This window comes from Kitasatospora sp. NPDC054768 (assembly GCF_053612025.1).
In genome coordinates, this window is record NZ_JBSHBN010000212.1 from 1 (window position 1) to 9,105 (window position 9,105).

Genomic DNA, 9,105 nt, shown 5'->3' on the forward strand with positions numbered 1-9,105 from the left:
CCCGGGGACAGCCCCCGGGAGCCCGGCATCAGGACCGCCCCCCAGGGGACCGTCCTGCGGGCCTGGGTCAGGAGATCGACCACCGCTGCAGCGGCGATCCGGTGTCCGGCTCCTGCGTCACCGCGGCGCCGTCGGCGCCGGAGGCGGTGGTGAGCAGCAGGCCGCTGTGGGCCGAGGTGACGGTGCGGGAGCCGTCGGCCGTCAGCCGGACGTTCCAGTGCTGGTTGGCGCCGCCGCCGCACGGCCACTGGATCACCTGGGCGCCGGCGGCCGTGGAGCCGCCGCTGACGTCGGCGCACATCGACGAGAGGCCGTTGACCAACTCGTACGAGCCGTCGGGCTGGGGGCGGAACTGCCAGAGCTGGTTGCTCCCGCCGGAGGCGGTCCAGGTGATGAGGGGGTTGCCGGCGGCGGTGCTGCTGTCGGCGTCGTCGAGGGCCTTGCCGCCCGTGGTCAGGGTGTGGTTGCCGCTGAGGTCCGGCTCGACGGTCCAGGTGAAGACGGCCGAGGCGCTCGCGGTGCCGGAGGAGGCGGTGACGGTGACCTTCGAGACTCCGGGCCCGGTCGGGGTGCCGGTGATCAGACCCGAAGGGCTGACGGAGAGCCCGGCGGGCAGCCCGGCCCCCGTGAAGGTGAGCGGCTTGCCGGCGCTGTCGGTGGCGCCGAGCTGGACGGAGGCGGCCTTGCCCACGGTGCCGGCCTGGTCGCCGGGGGCGGTGAGGACGACGGCCTCGGGGGCCGTGCCGGTCGGGGCGAGGGCGAGGGTCTGCTCGGCCGCCGTGCGGCCGCCGCCGACCGTGCCGCCGGTGGTGTCGCTCCAGGAGCGGGCGGGCACGGTCTCGGCGAGCCGGCCCGAGGTGCCGGACATGCCGATCACCAGGCCGCTGTAACGGTTCACCAGCTGGAACCGGCCCTTCCCGGCCTTGCTGGGGAGCATGAACCACTGCTGCCCGACGGTGGCGTTCCCGCCGACGGCGCCGGTGGCGGTCAGCGCGGCGCCCCAGGCCCGGCCCGCCGTCGAGGTGGCGTCGACGCCCAGCAGCTGACCGGTGGCGGCGTTGACGATCCGGTAGGAGCCGTCGCCCTCGGCCAGGAACCGCCAGGACTCGCGGGCGGAGCCGGCCGCCTTGGCCGTGGAGGTGACGGCGGAGCCGCCGGAGGTCTGGGCGAGGACCCGGCCGTTGCCGCTCTGGATCCGGTAGGTCCTGGTCAGGTCGACCGGCGGGGCGGCCGGCGCGGAGGAGCCGACGGTGAGCTCGACGTACTGGCCGTCCGAGCCGGCACAGGCGAAGGAGCAGTACGACCTGAAGGTCTTGCCGACGATCGTGGCGCCGGTCAGGCTGGCGCTGTCCAGGAACCAGCGGTACCAGGAGGCGGTGTGGTAACTGCCGGTGTCGCCGAGCAGGGTCCACTTCTGGGTGGCCAGGTCCTTGGTGGCATAGATCTGCTGCGGGGCGTTGCCGCTCTGGTCGACGGCCTGCGGAGTGCCGATGTAGAGGCCCAGATAGGCGTCGTAGCTGATGTTCATGACGAACAGCGGCGTGCTCGGGGCGAGCGTGCCGGCCGCGATCTGCTGGCTGACGGTGCCGGGGTTGGCGGGGTTGTACTCCTTGGCCGGCGGGAGGTACCCGGTGGGGTTGGCGCCGTCGGCGGGCACCATGTCGCTCTCCAGGCCGCCGGCCCCGGGCTGCGACCACGCGCCGTCGAACCACTTCTGCCAGCTGCCCGGCGCCATCTTGGCGGACATCGGGGCCCGCGCGACGTGCTGCTGGAACGCGCCCCAGCTGCCGCCCTTGTCGACGATCCGGGAGCCGTAGAAGACGTAGAAGTATCCGGAGGCGGTGTCCACGAACAGTCGCTGGTCGCCGTCGCCGTAGGAGAAGGTCTGCTGCGGGAAGGCCGCGGTGTCGCCGCGTGCGGTGCTGTACGGCGAGGTGATCACGTGGTCCCTGATGGCCCAGGTCCGGCCCTGGTCGGTGGAGACGGCGTAGTCGATCGCGTCGTAGTGCAGGCCGTCGCCGAAGGGCTGGGGGGTGAACTCGTTGTGCACCAGCCCGTACCAGTCCCCGGTGTCCGGGTCGACCCAGACCCCGGCCAGGTCGCAGTAGTTCCGCTGGGCGTAGTGCGAACCCTGCGGCGCGTAGCTGGACTGCCGTCCGGTGGGGCTGTTGTTGCAGCGTGCGGTGGTGTCGTCGTTGCGGTCCGACGGGTCGGCGGGGTTGACGGCGTCGCTGATCGCGGCGGACCTGGTGGCGCTGTCGAAGTCCCGGCCGGTGAAGAAGTCCCACTGCCGGAAGTCCTTGGCGCCGTACAGCGCGTGGGACTGCTGGAAGTAGAAGGTGCCGTCCTTGTCGGTGTAGGGGCTGGCCTGGGTGTCGTCGGGGTAGGCGTACGAGCCGGTCCTGCCGACCGAGACCGTGTACGTGGCGGGGGCCGGTTTGCCGGCGGCAGGTGAGTCGGCGGACGGCCTGTCGGCGGGCGCCGGTCCGGCGGCCAGGGTGCCGGCGCCGAGTGCCGCCAGGGCGGTGGCGGCGAGGACGCGGGCCCATCGGGTGCGTAGAGGTGGCACTGGTACTCCTCTTCCGTGGCGGGGCGCACGGTTGCGCCCCTGCTGTGGGGGGTGCGGAACGGGAGAGTGGTCCGGGGGAGGCGGGCGGTCAGCCGTCCGCCATGCGGAAGTCGTACTGCGGGGGCACCGGTGTGCCGGGGTGGACGGCGAGCCAGAGGGTGTCCAGGGAGAGCTCGCCCTCGCGCATGGTGTCGACCTGGATGCCCTCGGCCAGCAGCCGCCGGACCCGGTCGTCGTCGCCGCGGGCGTGCGCCGCCTCCGCCTCGGCCAGCCTGATCCGGCCGTGCGCCCGGTCGGCCGGGGAGAGCGCCTCGATCAGCGCGAGTGCCTCGGCGGGGCGCTCGGCGCGCCGCAGCGACTCCAGCGTCTCGATCGTCAACTCCCGTAGTTCCGGCCGGAGTCGGTGGGCCGAGAGCATGAGGTCGGCGGCCTCCCGCGCTTGCGGGGTCAGGAGGGCGAGCGCGCGCAGCGCCCAGGGCGAGGCCTGGACGGCGACGGAGCGTTCGAACGCCTCGTGGGCGGACTCCCGCTCCCCGTCGGCCAGGCGCAGCAGCCCGAGCTGGTACAGCGCGTGCCAGTCCGTGGCGTTCGCCTCCAGCAGCCGCCGCCAGTGCGCCCCGGTGACCGGCTCGGCCGGCGGGTCGCAGACCGGGAGCGTGCCGGTCTTCAGGAGCTGCCGCCAGGGTTCCTGGGCGGCCGCCGGCTCGCCGAAGGGCAGGGCGGGCGAGGCGGGCAGGGCACCGGCCTCGATCTCCAGCGCGGCCCAGCCGCCGCCCTCGGACAGCACCTCCTCGGGCGCGCCGAACTCCCCGGCCCGGGCGTCGGCCCGCTCCAGCTCCAGCGGCGGGAGCAACCGGTCCAGCGCCTCGCCGGCGGCCTCCCGGGCGGCTTCCCAACTCCCGTGCACGGCTGTGGGATCGGCCTGCAGCAGCCCGTACGCCTCGGTCCACGACCAGGTGGCGCCGGCGGGCATCGGCAGATGCTCCAGCTGGGTGCGGGCCAGGCCCGCCTGGATCTCCAGGTAGGCGGAGTCCGGGCCGGAGAGCCACTCCTGCCAGTGCCTGCCGCCGGTGCCGGTGCCCCAGCAGAACAGCTTGCGGCCGCGCAGCCGGGCGGTGGAGGTCTGGACGAGCCCGGCGCCGGTGCCGTCCAGCGCGGCGATCCAGGGGCGTTCGCCGCCGGGGAGGTCGAGGAAGTAGTCCGCGGCGCGCGCCGCCCGGCCGGGGTAGCTGCGGTCGGCGCCGTCGACCTCCGGGAAGGGCACCCGGCGCAGGTCGCTGACGTAGTCGCAGTGGAAGGCGTGGTCGGCCGGGCCGAGGACGCGCACGTCCCGGTCCTGGGGCACGGCGATGTTGGACCACCAGTAGACCGGTGTCTCGGTCGGCGCGGGGTTGTGCACGGCGATGCGGACGTAGAGCACCGGGGAGCCGGCGGGCAGCCAGGTGTCCATCCGCAGCACCAGGCGCCGCAGCCGCTCGAAGGCGTACATCCGCAGGCCCGGGGTGCCGTCGGGCGCGCTCACCCGGACGGCGTGCAGCGGCTCGCAGGTCAGCGGCCAGTGCCCGGTGGCGCCGAGGTTCCACTCCACCCCGCCGGCCAGCCAGGCGTCGCGCAGGGCGAGGTTGGCGGGCTGCAGGATCCGGTTGCGGTGCAGCAGCTCCCGCCCGGTGGGGCGGTGGACCAGGGACCACAGCCGCCCGCCGAGGGAGGGCAGGAAGGTCGCGGTGAGGGTCTCGTTCTCCAGCACCACGCACGGGAGTTCGCGCTCGGTACGGACGCGGTCGTACCCGCCCTGCCGGGTGTACGGCAGCAGGGTGTCGGGCACCCCGTAGGCCAGGTTGCGGCGCATCTCGTCGTCGACCCCGGCGCCGGCGCCGGTCTGCCGGGGCAGGCCGTGCAGGATCGGCAGGGTGCCGCCGACCGGATCGGGGGTCCCGTCGATGCGGAGCGGGTCGGTGCGCAGGGTCGAGGTCACTTGCCGATCCCAACTGTCATGCCCTGGATGATCCGCGAGCCCATCCAGGAGAAGAGCGCGATCATCGGGGCGAGGATGATGCAGACCCCGGCGAACATCGTGCCGAAGTCCAGGCCGTTGAACTGCTGTGCCGCGACGAACGAGGAGAGCGCCACCGGGAGGGTGGTCGTCCCCTGGCTGTTCGTCAGGACGAGGGCGAACAGGGTCTCGTTCCAGGCGGTGATGAACTGCAGGAGGAAGGCGGTGACCAGCCCGCCCCGGGCGACCGGGAGCACCACCTGGACGAAGGTGCGCAGCGGGCCGGCGCCGTCCAGGACGGCGGCCTCCTCCAGCACGCCGGGGATGCCGCGGAAGAAGCCGGTCAGCAGGAAGACGGTGAACGGCATCGCCAGGCCGACGTAGACCAGTCCGAGGCCGAGGTCGCTGTCGGTCAGGTCCACCTGGGACAGGCCGATGAACAGCGGCACCACCAGGACCTGGCCGGGCACGCCGAGGCCCATGGCGAAGCTCATCGTCAGTGCCGAGGAGGTCCGCGAGCGGCGCCGGGCGAGGGCGTAGGCGCAGGGGGCGGCGAGGGCGACGGCGACCACGGAGGAGAGGCCGGCGGTGAGCACGCTGTTGAGGGCCGCCCGCGCGAAGCCGCCCTCGTCGAGCGCGGTGGTGTAGTTGCCGGTGTCCGGGCTGGTCGGCAGGCCGAAGCCGTGCCGCAGGATGTCGGGGCCGCTGCGCAGCGAGGTCAGCAGGATCCACAGGACCAGCAGCAGGTCGGCGGCGACGACGATCCAGACGGCGGCCGTGCCGATCCTGCTCGCGAGTCCGGTGGGTCGGTTACTGCGTCGCACGGGAGGGACCTTTCCGGTTGGGTGCGGGGGGCCGGGACGCGACGGGTCAGTACTCGATCGGTTCGCGGCGCAGCAGGCGGCGCAGCACGACGGTGATCAGGGTGACCATGGCCAGGCTGACGATCGCGGCGGCGGTGGCCGTGCCCAGCCGGGGGACGGTGCCCTGCGGGAAGGCCTCGGCGTACACGTACACGGCGGTGTTCCAACTGCTCACCGGCGGATAGGCGTTGGTGCTGCCGCCGTAGAGCAGGATCAGCTCGAAGATCTTCACCGAGCTGACGGTCCACAGCACCGCGCAGACCGCGATGACGTCCCAGGCGCACGGCAGGGTGATGTGCCGGAAGCGCTGGAAGGCGCCGGCGCCGTCGAGTTCGGCCGCCTCGTAGAGGTAGTCGGGGATCTGGTCGACCGCCGCCATGATGATGGAGGTGTAGTAGCCGGTCGCCGTCCAGACCAGGGTGCCCAGGACCATCGGGAGCAGGTTGTCCGTCGACAGCCACTTGGGCGGTGTGGTCACCCCGAAGAGCTTCAGCGCCTGGTTGACCGGGCCGGTGGGCGAGAACAGGAACCCGGCGGCGATGCCGAAGACCATGCCGTTGACCAGCGAGGGGAAGAACAGCACCGACCGGGCGAACAGCCTGGCCCGCATCTCGCGCAGCACCAGGGTCAGCGCGAAGCTGAGCACGAAGGTGATCGTGCCTCCGACGACCATCAGTTCGAGCGTGTTGAACAGCGAGGTGCGAAACCTCGGGTCCTGGAACAGCAGGAGGTAGTTCCGCGGGCCGCGCCACTCCATCTCGCCCATGCCGTCCCACGTGTACAGGCTGGTCCACAGGGCGTAGCCGACCGGGGCGACGAACAGCACCGCGTACACGATCAGCGCGGGCGCGGTGAAGGGCCAGAACACCCGGCGGCGCTGGCGCTCCAGCGGGCCGACGCCGGAGCGGGCGGCGCGCTCGGACCGGCCCGGGGCGGCGTCCGTCCGGGGCGGGTTGTCGATCGTCGTCGCCACCGTCAGCCCTGGGTCTGCCAGTAGGTGACCTGGTCGGCCTTGCACGTGGCGACGAACCGGTCGGCCGTGGTTTTGCCGTGCCAGAAGTCCAGGTAGTTCTCGTTCAGGACCTTGGGCAGCCAGCTGCCGGCCACCCCGTCGAAGCCGAGGCGCACGGTCGGGGCCTCCAGGGCCTTCTGGACGTCGGCCAGTTCGGCGGGGGCCGGGATGTCGCTGCGCGGGGTGAGGTTGAGCGCGGTGGTGGAGATCCCGGACAGGTGCTTCTTCTGCAGGAAGAAGGCGATGAACTTCTGTGCGGCGGCGGCGTTCCTGGCCCGCTTGGGGATCGCGAAGCCGAACAGGCTCGCGTCCGGGGTCTTCGCGGTGGGCGGCAGCATCGACGCCGTCCTCCAGCCGGCCGGGACCTGCTTGGCCACCTCGGCGGTGACGTAGTTGCCGTCCATGTAGAAGGCGGCCTTGCCGCCCGCCCAGTTGGTCTCCTGCGCGGGGTACTTGGTGGCGTCGTAGCCCTCGATCAGGTGGCCGCCCTTCACCAGCTGCTCCACCTGCTGCGCCGCGGCGAGGACCGCCGGATCGTCCCAGCTCGCGCCGGACTTGTCGGCGGCGAGCTGCGCGACGTTCACCCCCGCCCCGTTGAGCAGGTAGTCGAAGTACAGCGCGTTGCTCCAGGGGTCCTCGCCCTCGGAGGCGATGCACGCCTTCCCGGCCGTCTTCAGCGCGTCGCAGACCTTGAGCAGTCCGGCCCAGTCGGTGGGCGGACTGGGCATGGCGGCGGCGATCGCCGGGTCGGCCGCGTTGTAGAACATGGCGTTGGTGACGACCTCGTACGGGATCACGTAGTGGTTGGAGCCGGACGGGTCCTTCGGCAGCATGTCGAAGTACTTGGCCGGGACGACCTGGGAGACCGGGACGTTCTCCTCGGGCACCTGCAGTTGCAGCACCGGCGAGAGGTCCAGTGCCTGGCCGGCCGCGGCGGTGGTGCCGTAGACCTTGTCGTCGGACTCGTCCCACAGGTCCGGGGCCCGGTTGGCGGCGATCGCCGGGCCGATCTTCTTGGCGATGTCCCGGCCCGCCCAGGTGACGTCCACCTTGGCGCCGGTGGCGGCGGTGAAGTCGTCGATCGCGGCCTTCAGCACCTTGGCCTGCGGCTCGTCGGCGCGCCACATCGACCAGTAGGTGAAGCTGCCGGCGGCCTTCGCGCCGCCCTCCGAGCCGCTGCCGCAGGCGCTCGCTCCGAGCGCGAGGGCGACGGCGGTGGCCGCCCCGATGATGCGGGCGGCGGGCATGGTCGTTCTCCCCATGGGTGGTTCCTCTCGGAGGCGCGAGATGCCGCGCGGACGTGTCGTCAGCCGGGGCCCGAGGACGGGGAGCGGCTGGATGGCTGGGACGATACGGTCGGGTTGACCGGTAAATCAAGAGTCCTTGCAAAAACCTGCCCCGGACTGCGTCGCTTCGACACCGATTGCGCAAGGGACTCTCAAGTTGCCGACCGGAGCTGGGGTTTGATCGACCTTGACGCCCCTTCACCGGTGCCCTACCTTTCACCGAAAGCAAGTTGACCGGTAAAGTCGAAGGATCCAGTCATGGTGACGATGCAGGACGTGGCCGAGCGCGCCGGGGTCACGAAGCAGACCGTCTCCAACGTCATCCGGGGACGGGGGGCCGTGAGCCCGGCGACGGCGGCCCGCGTGCGCGCCGCGATCGGGGAACTGGGGTACACCCCCAACCTGGTCGCGCGCTCCCTGGCCACCGGCGCCACCCGGACGGTGGGCCTGTTGGTCCCCACGGTGACGGGCTCCTTCTACCCCGACATCGTCGAGGAGGTCGAGGACGTCCTCGACGCGAACGGCTACCACCTGCTGCTCTGCACCACCCGGCTCGACGGCGAGCGCGCCAAGCGTCACCTGGCGAGCCTGACCAGCCGCTCGGTGGACGCGCTGCTGATCGCCGGCGACCGGGACCTGATCGACCACCTGCCGCTGCTGGCCGAGGCCTCCTTCCCGGTCGCCCTGTGCGCCTGGGAGACCGACGCCCCCGACCGCTTCCCCGTGGTCACCATCGACTACGAGCGGGCCGGCCACCTGGCCGGGCGCCACCTGCGCGAACTCGGGCACGAGCGCGTCGCGGTGCTCGCCAGTCCCGACCACGCCCCGCGGGTGGCGGGCTTCCGGCGCGCCTTCGCCGGCGACGGCCTGACCGTCCCCGACCACGCCGTCCACACCGCGCGCGAACCCACCCCCGCGGGCGGCTTCGCCGCGGCGACGGCGGCGCTCACCGCAGACCCGACGATCACCGCGCTCTTCGCCACCCACGACGTCCTCGCCCTGGGGGCGCTGGAGGCCGCCCGGGAAGCGGGCCGCTCCGTGCCCCACGACCTGTCGATCGTCGGGCACGACGACAACCCGGAGGTCGGCGTGGCCCGACCGGCGCTCACCAGCGTGGCCATCCCCAAGCGGGAGATGGCCCGGGAAGCGGTCGAACTGCTGCTGCGCGCCCTCACCCGCTCCGGCAGCCCGGCCAACTCGATCCAGTTGCTGCGCCCCGAGCTCGTCGTCCGGGACAGCACCGGCCCGGTCGGTGGCCGTTGAACCGGCCCGGGCCGGCGGACCGCTGCCCCGGGGGGCAGCTCCCCGGCCTCCGGTCGGGGGGGGGGGCGGGCCGGGCGCGGGGGGGGGGACCGGGGCGGGGGGGTGGGGGGCCGCGCGCG

General features: G+C 72.9%; 6 protein-coding genes. 1 reads left to right on the plus strand and 5 read right to left on the minus strand.

The features are described 5' to 3' along the window. Positions 1–67 precede the first annotated feature (67 nt). From ACWGKU_RS37240 to ACWGKU_RS37260, 5 genes are all read right to left on the minus strand, one after another. Entirely contained in the window at positions 68–2,569 is a 2,502-nt protein-coding gene (locus tag ACWGKU_RS37240; protein WP_452180018.1) for an RICIN domain-containing protein, read from the minus strand. Positions 2,570–2,657: 88 nt separating this feature from the next. Continuing rightward, the gene (locus ACWGKU_RS37245; protein ID WP_452180017.1) at positions 2,658–4,544 is read right to left on the minus strand and encodes a DUF5107 domain-containing protein; all 1,887 of its coding nucleotides are present in this window, start codon (positions 4,542–4,544) and stop codon (positions 2,658–2,660) included. After that, complete coding sequence (locus tag ACWGKU_RS37250) at positions 4,541–5,386, minus strand: carbohydrate ABC transporter permease (RefSeq protein WP_452180016.1); 846 nt, start codon at positions 5,384–5,386, stop codon at positions 4,541–4,543. Before ACWGKU_RS37250 ends, ACWGKU_RS37245 begins: the two co-directional genes overlap by 4 nt. 46 nt (positions 5,387–5,432) lie before the next feature. Then, a complete protein-coding gene (locus ACWGKU_RS37255) occupies positions 5,433–6,398 on the minus strand; it encodes a carbohydrate ABC transporter permease (RefSeq protein WP_401053314.1) in 966 nt (321 codons plus the stop codon). Positions 6,399–6,400: 2 nt separating this feature from the next. Beyond that, positions 6,401–7,699: an ABC transporter substrate-binding protein gene (locus tag ACWGKU_RS37260; protein ID WP_401053316.1), complete on the minus strand. Its 1,299-nt coding sequence runs from the start codon at positions 7,697–7,699 to the stop codon at positions 6,401–6,403. Positions 7,700–7,981: 282 nt separating this feature from the next. On the opposite strand from ACWGKU_RS37260, the gene ACWGKU_RS37265 reads away from it, so the two are divergent. Continuing rightward, positions 7,982–8,986: a LacI family DNA-binding transcriptional regulator gene (locus ACWGKU_RS37265; protein ID WP_380352787.1), complete on the plus strand. Its 1,005-nt coding sequence runs from the start codon at positions 7,982–7,984 to the stop codon at positions 8,984–8,986. Positions 8,987–9,105: the final 119 nt, after the last annotated feature.

What these genes read in the sequence shown, in the direction of transcription:
- ACWGKU_RS37260 (WP_401053316.1), bottom strand. Translation starts at nt 7,699, where the DNA reads ATGGGGAGAACGACCATGCCCGCCGCCCGCATCATCGGGGCGGCCACC.
- ACWGKU_RS37265 (WP_380352787.1), top strand. Translation starts at nt 7,982, where the DNA reads ATGGTGACGATGCAGGACGTGGCCGAGCGCGCCGGGGTCACGAAGCAG.